At 34.7% G+C, this 13,992-nt stretch carries 13 protein-coding genes; 9 read left to right on the top strand and 4 right to left on the bottom strand.

From position 1 onward, the window contains the following. Nucleotides 1-539 precede the first annotated feature (539 nt). The 4 genes from ACHRV3_RS01015 to ACHRV3_RS01000 all read left to right on the top strand — a co-directional run bounded on the left by ACHRV3_RS01015 (nt 540) and on the right by ACHRV3_RS01000 (nt 3,108). On the top strand, nt 540-1,139 hold the full coding sequence (locus ACHRV3_RS01015) for a peroxiredoxin (RefSeq protein WP_047775264.1): 600 nt from the start codon (nt 540-542) through the stop codon (nt 1,137-1,139). Nucleotides 1,140-1,170: 31 nt separating this feature from the next. Further along, entirely contained in the window at nt 1,171-2,028 is an 858-nt protein-coding gene (locus ACHRV3_RS01010; RefSeq protein WP_047775262.1) for a hypothetical protein, read from the top strand. Between the two features lie 60 nt (nt 2,029-2,088). Further along, nucleotides 2,089-2,430, top strand: coding sequence for a hypothetical protein (locus ACHRV3_RS01005; RefSeq protein ID WP_395425451.1), 342 nt, complete (start codon nt 2,089-2,091; stop codon nt 2,428-2,430). A gap of 75 nt (nt 2,431-2,505) precedes the next feature. Next, a complete protein-coding gene (locus ACHRV3_RS01000) occupies nt 2,506-3,108 on the top strand; it encodes a PAS domain-containing protein (RefSeq protein ID WP_047775258.1) in 603 nt (200 codons plus the stop codon). 336 nt (nt 3,109-3,444) lie between these two features. On the opposite strand, the gene recG is transcribed toward ACHRV3_RS01000, so the two are convergent. Next, on the bottom strand, nt 3,445-5,553 hold the full coding sequence (recG, locus tag ACHRV3_RS00995) for an ATP-dependent DNA helicase RecG (protein WP_047775257.1): 2,109 nt from the start codon (nt 5,551-5,553) through the stop codon (nt 3,445-3,447). 401 nt (nt 5,554-5,954) lie between these two features. Here recG and ACHRV3_RS00990 point away from each other — a divergent pair, with 401 nt between their 5' ends. Together ACHRV3_RS00990 and ACHRV3_RS00985 are read left to right on the top strand one after the other, a co-directional pair. Beyond that, nucleotides 5,955-6,500: a DUF1697 domain-containing protein gene (locus ACHRV3_RS00990; RefSeq protein ID WP_395434172.1), complete on the top strand. Its 546-nt coding sequence runs from the start codon at nt 5,955-5,957 to the stop codon at nt 6,498-6,500. Between the two features lie 5 nt (nt 6,501-6,505). After that, nucleotides 6,506-6,988 (top strand): DUF4348 domain-containing protein, encoded by a 483-nt coding sequence (locus ACHRV3_RS00985; RefSeq protein ID WP_395434171.1) that lies wholly within the window; start codon nt 6,506-6,508, stop codon nt 6,986-6,988. A 137-nt stretch (nt 6,989-7,125) separates the two neighbouring features. Here ACHRV3_RS00985 and ACHRV3_RS00980 read toward each other — a convergent pair whose 3' ends face one another. Together ACHRV3_RS00980 and ACHRV3_RS00975 are read right to left on the bottom strand one after the other, a co-directional pair. After that, the gene (locus ACHRV3_RS00980) at nt 7,126-7,818 is read right to left on the bottom strand and encodes an aspartyl/asparaginyl beta-hydroxylase domain-containing protein (protein ID WP_395434170.1); all 693 of its coding nucleotides are present in this window, start codon (nt 7,816-7,818) and stop codon (nt 7,126-7,128) included. Between the two features lie 71 nt (nt 7,819-7,889). Then, nucleotides 7,890-8,660 (bottom strand): diphthine--ammonia ligase, encoded by a 771-nt coding sequence (locus tag ACHRV3_RS00975; RefSeq protein ID WP_395434169.1) that lies wholly within the window; start codon nt 8,658-8,660, stop codon nt 7,890-7,892. Nucleotides 8,661-8,724: 64 nt separating this feature from the next. On the opposite strand from ACHRV3_RS00975, the gene ACHRV3_RS00970 reads away from it, so the two are divergent. The 3 genes from ACHRV3_RS00970 to ACHRV3_RS00960 all read left to right on the top strand — a co-directional run bounded on the left by ACHRV3_RS00970 (nt 8,725) and on the right by ACHRV3_RS00960 (nt 12,511). Then, the gene (locus ACHRV3_RS00970) at nt 8,725-9,390 is read left to right on the top strand and encodes a transposase (RefSeq protein WP_395434168.1); all 666 of its coding nucleotides are present in this window, start codon (nt 8,725-8,727) and stop codon (nt 9,388-9,390) included. Further along, nucleotides 9,387-11,447: a M1 family metallopeptidase gene (locus tag ACHRV3_RS00965; protein WP_395434167.1), complete on the top strand. Its 2,061-nt coding sequence runs from the start codon at nt 9,387-9,389 to the stop codon at nt 11,445-11,447. The genes ACHRV3_RS00970 and ACHRV3_RS00965 overlap by 4 nt, the downstream gene beginning before the upstream one ends. 164 nt (nt 11,448-11,611) lie before the next feature. Continuing rightward, nucleotides 11,612-12,511 carry a patatin family protein gene (locus tag ACHRV3_RS00960; protein WP_230001962.1) on the top strand — a complete coding sequence of 300 codons (900 nt, stop codon included), beginning with the start codon at nt 11,612-11,614 and terminating at the stop codon, nt 12,509-12,511. A gap of 239 nt (nt 12,512-12,750) precedes the next feature. Here the strand turns inward: ACHRV3_RS00960 and ACHRV3_RS00955 are convergent, their stop codons facing one another. Beyond that, complete coding sequence (locus tag ACHRV3_RS00955) at nt 12,751-13,983, bottom strand: lanthionine synthetase LanC family protein (RefSeq protein ID WP_395434166.1); 1,233 nt, start codon at nt 13,981-13,983, stop codon at nt 12,751-12,753. Between the last annotated feature and the right edge of the window lie 9 nt (nt 13,984-13,992).

Genomic DNA, 13,992 nt, shown 5'->3' with positions numbered 1-13,992 from the left:
GTACAAATCTTTACATTGAATTTAAGTCATTGAAAAACAGTATTTTACTATTATTCAAATTGACTTAGAGCTGTTCTGGCGCCGATTTTTGGCTGTTTTTTGAAAATAGGTCATTTTATAAAGTTGATGTGAATAATTGGATTTAGATGCTGATTTAGATGATTGGTTTAACGGCACGATCTGAAAAACATGTTTTTTAACAAAACTTTTAGAAATGTTTTAATGAGCTGTATTTTTTGTAGGTTTTTACGCAAGTAATTTTGCTTAAAAATAAAACAAAAAATAAGGTAATTCTTATCTAATAAGCAAAATTTGCATTTTAACTGATTTTTTTTGTTGTTTATCGATTTTATTCGTAACATTGATAAGCTTAAACAAAATGATCGGTTTTTTGTGATAATATTAATGTTTTTAGGGGTTAAGCGTGTAAATGTGTAGGTTTTTTATTTGTTTTTAAGTTAAAATTAGTTTTTTACAAAACCAATTACTTAACAGTTGTTTAGACATCATTAGAATTATATACCCAAAACTACTTATTTATGGCAAAAAAAATACTCCTTGGCTTATGGTTTTCTTTATTGCTCTCCGCAATTCTTGTTTTATTCTGGCAGAATGAGTTCAAATACAGTTTGCCAACTCCGATTCCTAAAAATTATCATACCATTGCTATGGGTTCCCGAATTGACTTAGGGAAATGTTGGGTTACCAACAACAAACCTGTATTTATTCATTTTTTTAATCCGGACTGTCCTTGTTCGCGATTTAACATACCACACGTTAGCGAACTAATCAAAAAGTATGGTGATCGTATTAATTTTAAAATTGTGGTCTTAAACAAACACAAAAACTTTACGATTGAAGAAATACAGAAAAAATTCGATGCTGAAATCCCTGTCTATTTTGATGAAGCGATGGCCAAAAAGTGTGGTGTTTTCTCCACTCCGCAAGCTGTTATAATTGATCCAGTACAGAATTTATACTACCGAGGGAATTACAATAAGACCAGATATTGTACTAATGCCGACAGTAATTATGCACAAATGGCAATTGATTCTTTGCTCAAACAAACCAAGACCCCTTCATTTGATGCTTTAGCTCTGAGAGCTTACGGATGTTCGTTACCAAAATGCACTAAATAAATCTAACCCTCAACCTAAATTACCCAAAATTATGAAATCAAAAGCAAGTTTGAATGAACAAGATTACCTACACAGTTTTATGTCAACAATGACACAAAAGTCAGACACGATTATTAATTATGTGCTTGCAGCCTATTTTCTTCTCGGAATTGCCCTGGCCTTTAAGTACGATACATTTGAAATTGGGGTTGGAGTAGGTGTCATTAATTTATTATTGTACTATTCGGCAAAATTCTTTTTTAAAAAATCGAACTTTTACCAGTATGTTTTGTCTGTAGTGCTAGCAATATTTATGGCACAATACATTTACCAAATGCACGGTTTGTTCGAAATGCACTTTACCGTATTTATCGCCAGTACCATTTTAATTATTTATCAAAATTGGAAATTGCAAATTCCGCTTACGCTTTTGGTGGTTCTGCATCATGGAGCTCTGGCTTATATGCAGAATGCTGTTTTTAATGATCCAAAAGGTTTGCAATTGTATTTTTCTCAGGTAAATTTCGATTTAGAAACTTTTATTATTCACGTAGTATTAGCTGCAGTTGTATTTTTAATGAATGGGTATTGGGCGTATTATTTCAAAGAACACAGCCAGAATCACATTTCAAAAATATCGGATGAGTATGAATTGGAAAACATGAAATTGGCTTCCGCAAAATACAGTACATTGTCTTCTAATAATGAATTTAATGTTTTTGTTTACAGAACAGCACAGGATTTAAGACTTCCGGTTGATTCAGTTTTAAAACTTATTGATGCTTCAAAAGGACATACCGATAATGATAAACTATTAAACTACCTCGAAATGATGCGTGAAAGTGCCAAAAAAATAGATGATTTGGTTAATGATATTCACGGTAAATCAGCTACCAGAGTTTCAAATTAACTTTAAGTTGTATTTAGTAGTAGGTATTAATTCAATCCATTATAACTTAAATTTAATCTTATGTCGAAATATGATTTTGAATCAACCAATGCAATGCTCGATTCTTTAAAAAAATCGTTTGACAGTTTCCTTAAAGAAGAAGTAGCTGTAAATTCATTTGATAAAATTACAGAAACTGATTTTGGAAAGGAAGTTGCCCGAATTTTTAACCAACACAGTGATAATCATAATGCTAAAAATTTAGATTTTCAATATAAAAAGATCGTTCATATTGCAAATGATATTCAGCATTTAAAACTGGCCAACGACGCCACCTTGCCGGATTGGCTGGAGGAGGAGCTCGAAGCCGTTTTTAAGAAAACAAAAGGCTTGTTAACTATTTTAAAAGAAGAACTGAACTAGAATACTATTTAATACGCAGCGCATTTATTTATGCACAACAAAAGAGTCGCATATTAATTTTAAAATACGAGATTTATGGATACCAGAATTACCCGCCCGAATCCATCAGACAGAGAAGTTGATTGGAATAAAACCAAAGTATTACTAAGCAAAACAGATACAAAAGGAACTATTTTGTATGCTAACGAAGCTTTTATTGATGTATCGGGCTACGATGAGTTTGAACTTATCGGACAGCCCCACAACGTTATCCGTCATCCGGATATGCCAAAAGTTATTTTTAAATTTTTATGGGATAGTATCAAGGGTAATAAAAATATACATGCTATAGTCAAAAACATGTCTAAAACCGGAAGATACTATTGGGTAATCACAGATTTTAAAATTGTTTCAGATTCAGACGGAGAAATTGTAGGGTACTTTGGAACCCGAAAATCGGTTCCGGAAGAAGTGATCGTTAAGTTTATAGAACCACTATACAAAAAACTAATCCATATCGAAGAGGCGAGTGGACTTCATGCGTCTGAAGAGTATTTGATCGGTTTTTTGGAAGAACGTAAAAAAACGTACACCGAATATGTAGATCATCTTGTAGCCACCGGAAAAGATGATAAAAATAAAGTAAGCAAAGGTTTTTTTAACGGCTTTTTCGAAAAGAAAAACGGAACCAAAAAATAGCGTAGAACAAACTACTATACGCTTCATTGTATCAGTTCTAAAATAGGAATGCTTTTTTTGCCCCAACTCTATTAAGCTTACTAATTTATGTAACTATTTTAGACTTAAATCTCGACCGTTTAAGATGATACTTTGGAGTGTATTTTTTTTTAAAGTTTCTGAGTTACTGAGGTTCTGAGGGGCTAAGATTTGGTGATTCTGATAACTGAATTTAAAAGTGGGTGGCAATAAAAATCGCTCCGCAACTTTTGGACTTTTTTAGCAATTAAAAGAACCCTTCAAGTAAATACATTTCCAGATTCTCAGAAGCTTAGCATCTTAGTAACTTAGCACCTTTTAGCTAATATAATTCCAGATATTTTTCTTCTTAGTTAGTTCAATAAAGACCGCTTTCAAAATAGCATGCTCCGGTTTTTGAAGAGCAGAATCTTCTTTAAGAATTTTCATGGCATAGTTTCTTCCTAAAGACAATATATCACGATCACGGACAATGTCTGCAATTTGAAGGTTTAAAACACCGCTTTGTTGCGTCCCCATTAAATCTCCGGGGCCACGAAGTTTAAGATCTACTTCGGCAATTTCGAAACCATCATTGGTTTGCACCATGGTCTCCATTCGAGTTTTACTGTCGGCACTTAATTTATGACTTGTCATTAGAATACAATAACTTTGTTCAGCACCACGTCCTACACGACCCCTAAGCTGATGCAATTGAGACAATCCGAAGCGTTCTGCACTTTCAATAATCATTACACTTGCATTGGGGACATTTACCCCAACTTCAATCACGGTTGTTGCGACCATTATATTCGTTTTTCCTTCTGAAAAACGTTTCATTTCAGCATCTTTATCTGCGGGCTTCATTTTTCCGTGCAAAATAGAAATCGAATACTGTGGCAATGGAAAATCACGTGAAATACTCTCGTAACCGTCCATTAAGTCTTTATAATCCATTTTTTCAGACTCTTGAATCAACGGATAAACGATATAAATTTGTCTTCCCAGTGCGATTTCATCCCTAAGAAATTTCCAAACTTTCAAACGATTACTGTCAAAACGATGTACGGTCTGAATGGGTTTTCGTCCGGGAGGCAATTCATCAATTACAGAAATATCCAAATCACCATAAAGACTCATCGCAAGTGTCCTTGGAATAGGGGTGGCCGTCATTACTAAAACATGGGGTGGAATCTCGTTCTTCTTCCATAACTTAGAACGTTGCTCGACACCAAAACGATGTTGCTCATCGATTACCGCTAAACCTAGGTTTTTAAATTTAACTTTGTCTTCCAATAAAGCGTGTGTCCCGATTAAAATATGCAAAGTCCCGTTTTCAAGTTCTTCATGCAGAATTCTTCTGGCAGCCGTTTTGGTAGAACCGGTAAGTATTTTGATGTTAATATTTAAAGTTTTAGCCAATTCCGACAATCCGATAAAATGCTGGTTGGCGAGAATTTCTGTAGGCGCCATCAAACAAGCCTGAAAACCATTGTCCATCGCCAATAACATGCTCATAAAAGCTACAATAGTCTTTCCGGATCCCACATCACCCTGCAATAATCGGTTCATTTGGGCATTGCTTCCCATATCGGAACGGATTTCTTTTATAACTCTTTTTTGCGCATTGGTCAATTCAAAAGGCAAATGATTCTGATAGAATTCATTAAAAAATTCACCCACTTTTGTAAACGGATGCCCTTTTATTTTGTGTTTCTGAATTAGATTTTTGGTGATTAATTGCAGTTGAATAAAGAATAACTCTTCAAACTTTAATCGAAACTGCGCTTTCGCCAAAGCATCAGTACTCTTCGGGAAATGAATATTGAATAGCGCTGCTTTTTTTGAAATCAATTTCAACTCTTCAATTAAATAAGAAGGAAATGTTTCTGTAAACAAAGCCTGCGTTTCAATAAACAGTTGCTCCATTAATTTATTGATCGTTCGATTAGAAATACCTCGATTTGTCAGTGTTTCTGTTGAAGGATAAACCGGTTGCATGGCAGAACGGAGGCTTTTTTCATGTTCATTTAAAGGTTCGATCTCAGGATGCGCCATACTAAATTGACTCCCATACAAAGAGCATTTTCCAAAAATGACACAAACTTCATTCAGCTTTAAGCTTTCGCGAACCCACTTGTGTCCCTGAAACCAATTTAAATCAATTTGGCCCGTATCATCTACAAAGGTGGCTACCAGACGCTTTTTGTTTTTTGCAAATTCAACCGTTTTGATGTTGATGATTTTCCCAATAATCTGAACTTCAGAACCCGTATTTTGAAGTTCATTTATCTTGTAGTATCGCGTTCGATCAATATAACGATTTGGAAAAAAGTTAACTAAATCACCATACTTATGAATCCCCAGTTCCTTGCGCAGCAATTGACCCCGATTGGGACCAACACCTTTTAAGTATTCGATAGGAGTTTCAAGGAGATTATTAGACATTTTTTGGCGTTACGTTTTTAGAATATTGCAAATAGATATTAGAGAATAACTTTAAGATTGTGCACTGTATGCTGACGGGTCTCTTCTTTTTTCTCTTTTAGAAATACGAAGATAGATTTTAATTGGGAATTTTAAAAATCTGCCAGTCTTGAAAAGTCAGTTGTTGTAGGAAAGAAATTGACGTTTGTTAAATCCGGTAAAGGCAATGTACGAATATATAGACAGTTGATTATTAGCAGTATCGACAGCCGGATTTTTTTATAATTAGGACATTTTCATCTACATTTTAAGCCGTTTTAGTTTGGTATCTTTTTTTTAATCCTAATCGTAAAACTATAATTGAGTCCAGCTCCATTTTTATTGCAGTTGAATTTTTTATCTTTGAACAAAATTTAAAGACAATGACAACACATCTGGTACTTTTACGCGGCATAAATGTTTCGGGACATAATATGATGAAAATGGAAGCATTAAAGACAATGCTTGAAAATATAGGTTTTCAAAATGTTAGAACATACCTACAGTCCGGAAATGTATTTGTAGATACACCGGAAGAAAGTGCATCAGCAGTGGGTTTTCAAATAAAACAAGAAATCTTTAAAGTTTTCGGTCATGAAGTTCCAACGGTGGTGATTACCAAAAAAGACCTTGATGATTGTTTCAAAAACAGCCCTTTTCTCAAAGAAAAAGAAGTCGACACTAAAAAACTGTACGTTGCTTTTGTCTCAATTGCTTTGAAAAGCGAGAATATCAATGATCTTAAAATTAGTCAGTTTAAACCTGATGAAGCCAGTATTGACGGGAACAGAATTTTTATTAAATACGCGGTTGGAGCAGGAAAGACAAGATTTGATCAAAAATATATTGAGAAAAAACTAAACGTAACGGCAACGATTAGAAACTGGAATACGGTAACTAATTTATTGAACATGTATAAAGAAGAATAATCCATATGAAAATCTCACAAAGTATATTTTTCTTTTTTTTATTAGTAGCATTTGTAAGCTGCAAAAGGAATGATGTATTGCAAACTACTCCTGTTCCAAGAGAAGAAACCAAAAAATCTGTTAGAGTAGAAGAAAAAAAACCTGCCGTCGCCGAAAGTAAAAATGAACAAGAAGACTTTAATTCTTTTTTAAAAATATTTAGTAACGATTCCCTTTTTCAAAGAGATAGAATTCATTTTCCGCTGAAAGTTAAAATAAATAACGACGATTTTGAATTAGTTGATTACTTAATTACTAAAGAGGAATACCGCAATATTAATCTGGACGTGCAACCGCAGAGCATGGATTATAAGCAAGTGATACATCTAAAAGAAGAGGGCGCCGTAATCCAACAGCGCGGAATTAACAATGGTATTTATATCGATTACTTTTTCAAAAGAAAAAATGGAAAATGGCAACTATCAACTTGGATCGATGTTTCAACCTAAATTGAATTAAGAATAACAACATAGCAGTTTCTCAGACAAATTGATCTTTATTGGTCTGAATTTTAATGTTTAAAAGAAACAGCTCAATAGCTACAAAAACAATTACTTTAAAACAGTCGTTTTTAAAAACCTAGATTTTATAGCTCTAAGTTTTTTATTAATTCATTTGCTATTGGTGTATTTAGAAGACGTAGCTGGGCAATCATAAGTTCTTTTTCCTCTTTTTTAAGTACTACAGCCGGCTTCTTAAATTGATTTTCTGCCGCTTCTTTGTAAAAAAGAGCATCAGTCCATTCATTTCGGACTCCGTCAATCACTAGGTGTATACGATCCTGATCGCCTCTGTTTGCCACAGAATGCTCAAAATTAGCGTCAATATACCAACATTCTCCTTCACCCATGATCAGACGTTTTCCGTCCAGAATAAATTCGACATCAGGATTGGTAATTATTGGGATATGCAATCGGAAAGAACCATCTTCATACCCCAAACAATGATCGGAGTGCGGCTTGATTTCTGCACCAACAGCTAATTGAAGTAGGCGTACTGCGGTTTTTTCAAAGAGAAAACCATCTAAAATTTCTTTAAAATAGGTACAGGAATTTAAAATTTCGGTTTCTTTAATGGCATCGTCAGTATTGGGTAAAGCAAAAATAGTATCCGATTTCCCGTCTGTAGACATCAAGGCAACCGAAGTCCATTTTCCGGAATAATCATTGGTATTGTAATGCGCTACCCATTTTTTATTCATTATTTTAGAAAGATCACTTTTGAGTCTGTCTACATCAAAAACAATGGGGAATTTTATAGAACGTATCAGTATATCCATAATCTATTTTTTTTGCATTAGAATAATAATAAACTCTCGCGAATTTAAAACCTAACCTCAGTTTACATCACTTATTTAGGAATCAAATCGCAGTACCAGAATCCAAAATCGAAAGCATCGGTCGTATTCGTATCACAAGCAGTATTGGATGACTCATCTTTTTTTGGTCTTTCATACTTGCGGTAAACGATTTCGCCAATTTCAAAATCAATTGGTTTAGAGAAAAGCGGACCATCAAATGTAAAGGTGTGAAATTCACCATTTTCGCCACATAAATCTACATTTTCAGGCAAATCATTGATAAAATCCTGATCGATAATACGACCGGCAAAACTTTTGTCTAAATAGCGTTCATTTACACAAACTACAATTGTCTTAAATCCAAGTTGAATGAATTCCTGGATCAATTCTCTTGTTGGAATTTTCCAGATTGGAAAAACACCTTGAAAACCAATTTTTGCTAATTGATCCTCACGATATTTTCGCAAATCTTCCAGAAAGATATCCCCGAAAACAGAATGTGTAATTCCTTCTTTTTTTAATTCATTTAAAGTTTGAGTCATTACGTTTTCATACACTTCCATTGTTGGCATCTCCGGAACCTGCAGTACTTTTAATGGAATACTGATACTTTTTGCCTGTGCTTCGAGAAGTTCAATGCGTACACCATGCATCGAAATTCGTTGGTATTTCTCGTTGACACTGGTTAGTAAACATTCGATTTTATACTTCGGATTCTGTAAAATTTTGTATAAGGTAAGAGCAGAATCTTTTCCGCTGCTCCAGTTAAATAAGGCTTTTATTGGCTTTGACACTTTGTTGTAATTTTCTGTAGTAAACATACAAAATTCATTCGATTTGTTGGCGAAACCTTTGTAACTTTGAGATTATTATACGCCTCAAGAAATGATATTATTTAAGAATAAATACAAAACTGATTCTAACAGATTGAAAAACTGGGATTATTCCGGTGATGCAATCTATTTTATTACAATAGTGACTCAGAATAGAGAGTCCATTTTTGGCACAGTTGAAAATGAAGTGATGAAATTAAACGACAATGGAGAAATTATTGAGACCGAATTGAAAAAATCAATTTCAATTCGGAAAAATTGGTTTTTCCATAATTGGGTGGTCATGCCAAATCATATTCATTTGTTGATTGAAATCCAAAATAATCCGATTTCTAACGCAGAAACGAACGATGTAGAGACGCACAGCGTAGAGACGCACAGCAGTGCGTCTCTACGGGAACGTAATTTGGAAGATGATTTGGAACATTATTTGGAAGATGATTCAAAACATAATCACGATCAAAAATCGGACCCACAACAAGACCACAATAACCCCAAAAAAATCAAATTAACCCGAAAACCAAATTCAATTTCATCATTTGTTGCGATTTTTAAATCGGTCACAACAAAACAAATCGGTAATGAAACATCAATCTGGCAATCCAATTATCACGATAGTATTGTTAGAAACCATATTGCCTTTGATAAAATCTATAATTACATAAAAAACAACCCTAGAAATTGGGAGACGGATCCCATAAATTCAAATTTTCAATGAAATACTTTTTTCTTTTTATTACCAGCTTCGCTTTTGCACAGCAAACCCAGTTCGTCGATTTTAAATCCGTTTCGGGGCAATTAAAATTAGATGCCAAGGAAAAATCTGTTTCTGGTAGTGTCACGTATGATTTTGATGTTTTGGAAGCCGCAGATACGATTAAAATTGATGCGAAAAACATGGAATTTACCAATGTTGAAATCGATGGAAAAGAAGTGATTTTTCTTAACACAGGCAAACAATTGCAAATCATTGATAATCTTGAAAAAGGCAAAAAGCAGCTTCGTTTTAACTACTCGGTTAAACCCAAACAAGCTTTGTATTTTGTTGCTGTTGAAAATTCAGAAGTACAAATCTGGACGCAGGGTCAGGGGAGATATACCAGCAACTGGTTTCCGAGTTTTGATGATGTCAATGAAAAAGTAATTTTTAATATGGAAGTTACTTATGAAAAAGGCTATCAGGTAGTCTCGAATGGAATCTTGAAAAACAAAACAGAGCATAACAATCAGGTTCAATGGCAATACCAGATGAAAAAGCCAATGAGTTCTTATTTATTGATGCTTACGGTTGGTAAATATGATAAAAAAGAGTTCAAATCTAAAACAAACATTCCATTAGAGTATTATTTGGAGAATAAGGATTTAGCACGTTTTGAACCTACTTACCGTTATTCGAAACGCATTTTCGATTTTCTGGAAAAAGAAATAGGTGTAGGGTATCCGTGGGGAATTTACAGAGAAATTCCGGTTCGTGATTTTTTGTATGCGGGAATGGAAAACACAACAACCACACTTTTTGCAACGCGTTACGTTGTTGATTCTACCGGTTTTGAAGACCGAAATTATACCAATGTCGACGCACATGAGTTGGCACATCATTGGTTCGGGGATCTGATTACGGCCGAAAGCAGCACACATCATTGGCTTCAGGAAGGTTTTGCGACTTATTATGCTTTGCTTGCCGAGAGGGCTATTTATGGTGAGGATTACTTTTATTCTAAATTATACGAAACCGCACAGCAATTAAAGTTTGCCTCAAGAACAGATACGATTCCGGTTTTAAATGCCAAGGCAAGTTCTTTAACCTTTTACGAAAAAGGAGCTTGGACGTTGTTCGTACTGCACGAATCAATAGGTGATAAGGCCTTTAAAAAAGCCATTAAAAGTTACCTCAAAAAATACGCTTATCAAAATGTAAATACGCAAAATTTCTTTGATGAAGTTAAAAAAGTATCCGATTTTGATTTGGATAAATTTCAGAAGACCTGGTTAGAATCAACTGCTTTTGATACCGCTACCGCTAATGCTTTATTGAGCAAAAACAAAGCAATTCAAGTTCGTTTGGAAGTAGATAAACTAAAAAAAACGCCTTTATCAGAAAAGAAAGAATTTTTAATTAAAACTTTAAATTCAAACACCTACCACACTGTAAAAGAAGCTATTGTTAATCAAATAGAAAACGATAAGTATGATGCTAAAAAAGAATTATTACTAATTGCTATGCAAAGTAATGATGTACAGATTCGTCAGGCAGTTGCGGGTAATTTTAATCAAATTCCGGAAGATTTCAGAGTCACCTATGAAACTTTGCTTGATGACAAATCATACCAAACTCAAGAAATCGCCCTCTATAGTTTATGGAAAAGTTTTCCCGAACATCAGACTGAATACCTAAACAAATCAAAGAATTGGATTGGTTTTAATGACTATAATCTTCGTACACTATGGCTTTCATTGGCTTTATCTACACGTGATTACAGCGAGAATCCGGAAGATTTAGTTACGGAACTGATTGGTTTTTCATCCACAAAATATGAAGCAACGACAAGACAAAATGCGTTAGAAAAATTAATTGCATTTAGATTGATAAACGATACCGTTTTAACAAATTTAGTAGATGCGACAACGCATCATATGTGGCAATTTTCAAAATTCGGAAGAGATTCTATTAGGATTTTATTAAAAAATTCGGAAATGCGTGCGTCGTTTGAAAGAATTTTGCCTAATTTGACATCCGATGAACAGTTTCAGTTGAATCGTTTATTAAAGGAGTAAAGAATATAGAACAAAGAATATAGAACAAAGAATATAGAACAAAGAATATAGAGCATAGAATATTAGGATGTAGAGCAAGGAAAACACCCCAATCTATATTCTATGTTCTATACTCTATTTTCTCCCCACATTCTAAATAAAAAAATAATACCTACATTAAATTTATGAGAGCATTGGTTATTTCAGGTGGAGGCAGTAAAGGAGCATTTGCGGGTGGTGTGGCACAATATTTAATAGAAGAGAAGAAACACGAATACGACATGTTTTTAGGGACTTCAACAGGCAGTCTTTTAATTCCGCACCTGGCTCTGGGGCATTTGAAAAAAATCCACTGGGTTTACACCAATGTTACCATGTCCAAAATTTTTAATATCTGTCCATTTGTTGTAAAAGTCAAAGACGGAATTGACATCGTAACCATTAATCATTTTAATGTTTTACGTCAATTTTTTAGAGGGAAAAGGACTTTTGGAGAGAGTAAAGGACTGCAAAAGTACATCAAAAACAATTTTTCGATAGCCGATTTCAATAAGCTCAAAAAACTTAAGAGTGATGTTATTGTTACCGTTACCAATTTAACCAAAAACGAGGCAGAATACAAGTCCGTTAAAGATTGTACGTACGAAGAGTTTTGCGACTGGACTTGGATTTCAAGCAATTATATTCCGTTTATGAGTTTAGTAACCAAGAACAATTACGAATATGGAGACGGCGGTTTCTCTAGTTTGGTACCCATTCGCGAAGCCATAAATCGTGGCGCAACCGAAATTGATGTGATCATTCTGGAAACCGAAGTTAATATGGATAAAATGGTTATCGGCAAAAACCCGTTTTCCTTGATGATTGATTTATTCCGAATTGCTCTGGATCAGGTAGAAAAGCATGATATCGCAATTGGAAAACTAATGGCCAGCAATAAAAATGTAAAATTAAATCTATACTACACACCAACAAAACTCACAAATAACGCTTTGATTTTCAATAGAGAAGTTATGAAAGTGTGGTGGGAGCAAGGTTATGAATATGCTCAGAATAAATCTGAAATTATGAGTGATAATAAGTAGTTTGTAATTTTATAAAGAATAGAAGCATTATTTTCCATTGCCTCCTGCTTTAGCTGGAGGACTATAGTTTAATTTAAAGATTTAATGGCTTTAGCCAAATTGGCGACTTATTTTAGCTAAAGCCAATTACACTTCTCTATCTATATACCTCCAGCTAAAGCTGGAGGCTAATAAAATAAATTATTGTCTCATTTTACTATATCACCTTATAAGTTAATTACAAAGTGGTTATTAGCTCCCTAAGTCAACCCAAGTTGCGGCAGCAACACACTTTTATGTTTGTCTTTATTCAGTAAACGAAGATAAAAATATCCAGTCCCTGCAATTCCCATCATCAGTCCCGGCGTATACTGTCCGCTACTTAATCCTGTAGACCATTGAATACTATTGTTTGGATATTTGCTAATACCAGCGTTCCCGACAGCTTCTGCCAGTTGCTGGTATTCCATTCCTCCACAATCCATCATGATATCTGCATTTCCTGCTATGCCATGACAAATAGAGTAATTGGTACTCGTCAGATTTTCTATTAGCCCCTGATAAACAGAATTAGCGGTAGTTGCGAGTGCGATATTCATTTCGTTTGTAAAAACAGGATTTGAATCTAGTTGATTGGCTTTTAATCTTGAAATTGTAATCCCGGGAGCTCCATGGCACCAGGCTAGTCCGCATACATTGGTTGTGGTGCTTGCGACCACATCGTCTCTAAAGTCAGGCCAGTTTTGTTGTGTGTTATCAAAAGACTGGCGTTCGTAATTAAAACCACCTTCAGCAGCTTCCATAAATGTGGAGTTCCCCGTTGCTTTATACAATTGCAATAATGCCAAAGCTATCCCTGAAGAACCGTGCGAGAAACCCGTTAGATTTTTTTGGGATGGAACCGTAGCCCATGACCAGACGGTATTGTTTTTAACAGCCGCATCACACAATAAATACCCTAGTGCAATTGCTTTATCCAGTAATTCCGATTTTTTAAAAACAGTATAAACATCCAGCAGCACCGGTATTGTTCCGGCAGCACCACTTATAATATCAATTTCATAGGATTGAAGTGATTCAGAAGGAATGCTATCGAGTAAATCAAGTCCGTCTTGTACCCAATCTGTCCTGTTTAATTCATTTCCAATTTTGATTAATGCCGCTGCAATCCCAGGTTTTCCGGCATAGAATCCGTGATTAATAGCAGCATACATGGTACTTTTCATTTGTTCAATGCTGCCTTCTATTGTTTGGAGCAAAATCAGGTCTTCTCTTTCCGTATACAAAGCCGTCAAAAATAAAGCAATACCCGCTGTACCCGAATAAACATCCGGTCCAAAAGTCCTGATCACCGGTTGATACGTACCATTCAAAGGCTCAAATGAATACCCTTGCCAGGTACAGGATTTATCATGCCAGATACTGGTTTTCATTAAATTAGTTCCGATATTCCATGCCGTTTCAAGGAAAATATTTTTATTGGTCTGATCCATAATTCTTGC

Source organism: Flavobacterium sp. FlaQc-49 (genome assembly GCF_044005985.1).
Classification (GTDB): Bacteria; Bacteroidota; Bacteroidia; order Flavobacteriales; family Flavobacteriaceae; genus Flavobacterium; species Flavobacterium cupriresistens.
This window is presented reverse-complemented; position numbering and strand designations above follow the sequence as displayed.

Coding starts and splice junctions, on each gene's coding strand:
- ACHRV3_RS01015 (WP_047775264.1), top strand. CDS start 540: ATGGCAAAAAAAATACTCCTTGGCTTATGGTTTTCTTTATTGCTCTCC.
- ACHRV3_RS01010 (WP_047775262.1), top strand. CDS start 1,171: ATGAAATCAAAAGCAAGTTTGAATGAACAAGATTACCTACACAGTTTT.
- ACHRV3_RS01005 (WP_395425451.1), top strand. CDS start 2,089: ATGTCGAAATATGATTTTGAATCAACCAATGCAATGCTCGATTCTTTA.
- ACHRV3_RS01000 (WP_047775258.1), top strand. CDS start 2,506: ATGGATACCAGAATTACCCGCCCGAATCCATCAGACAGAGAAGTTGAT.
- recG (WP_047775257.1), bottom strand. CDS start 5,553: ATGTCTAATAATCTCCTTGAAACTCCTATCGAATACTTAAAAGGTGTT.
- ACHRV3_RS00990 (WP_395434172.1), top strand. CDS start 5,955: ATGACAACACATCTGGTACTTTTACGCGGCATAAATGTTTCGGGACAT.
- ACHRV3_RS00985 (WP_395434171.1), top strand. CDS start 6,506: ATGAAAATCTCACAAAGTATATTTTTCTTTTTTTTATTAGTAGCATTT.
- ACHRV3_RS00980 (WP_395434170.1), bottom strand. CDS start 7,818: ATGGATATACTGATACGTTCTATAAAATTCCCCATTGTTTTTGATGTA.
- ACHRV3_RS00975 (WP_395434169.1), bottom strand. CDS start 8,660: ATGTTTACTACAGAAAATTACAACAAAGTGTCAAAGCCAATAAAAGCC.
- ACHRV3_RS00970 (WP_395434168.1), top strand. CDS start 8,725: ATGATATTATTTAAGAATAAATACAAAACTGATTCTAACAGATTGAAA.
- ACHRV3_RS00965 (WP_395434167.1), top strand. CDS start 9,387: ATGAAATACTTTTTTCTTTTTATTACCAGCTTCGCTTTTGCACAGCAA.
- ACHRV3_RS00960 (WP_230001962.1), top strand. CDS start 11,612: ATGAGAGCATTGGTTATTTCAGGTGGAGGCAGTAAAGGAGCATTTGCG.
- ACHRV3_RS00955 (WP_395434166.1), bottom strand. CDS start 13,983: ATGGATCAGACCAATAAAAATATTTTCCTTGAAACGGCATGGAATATC.